This window comes from Amycolatopsis orientalis DSM 43388 (assembly GCF_000411975.1).
GTDB classification, from domain to species: Bacteria; Actinomycetota; Actinomycetes; order Mycobacteriales; family Pseudonocardiaceae; genus Amycolatopsis; species Amycolatopsis orientalis_D.
On the sequence record NZ_ASXG01000018.1, the window covers coordinates 1 to 434 of the forward strand.

A 434-nucleotide genomic window follows, 5' to 3' on the forward strand; every position below is an offset into this window, starting at 1 on the left:
CACCTGCGCCGCGGTCGCGGCGTCCTGCGCGAGCTTGTCCGCGTCCGTGAGCGGCACGTGCCGCGCGTCCTGCGCAGCAACTCCCGCACTCGTCATCGGGAACCTCCCTCGGGCGTGGTACGGGTGACGAGGGCGTGGCAACCGCCGTCGCAGGCAAACACCTGCGAGCCGGTCTCGAAGGAGAAACCAACCGGGCGGGCCGGATGCGGTGCGGCGATGAAGTCGCGGTGGCAGACCACGCACGCCAGCCCGTCAGCCTGGACCGGGGTGAGCCCGTCGTAGAGCGTCGTGGGGTTCATCGGCGGCCTCCCCGGGTGGTGTGCACGAGTTCGGTGATGGCCATGAGCCGGACGATGGTGGCGGCGGCCAGTAGCGCGGGGACGATGAGCGCGATCCAGGTGGCGGTGGTGTTGCCGATCTTCACCACCACCAGC

The 434-nt window shown here is 70.7% G+C and carries 1 protein-coding gene; it reads right to left on the reverse strand.

The genetic code is table 11. The features are described from left to right. Positions 1-92: 92 nt before the first annotated feature. Complete coding sequence (locus L942_RS02735; protein WP_037354442.1) at positions 93-299, reverse strand: hypothetical protein; 207 nt, start codon at positions 297-299, stop codon at positions 93-95. Positions 300-434: the final 135 nt, after the last annotated feature.

What these genes read in the sequence shown, in the direction of transcription:
- L942_RS02735 (WP_037354442.1), bottom strand. Translation starts at nt 299, where the DNA reads ATGAACCCCACGACGCTCTACGACGGGCTCACCCCGGTCCAGGCTGAC.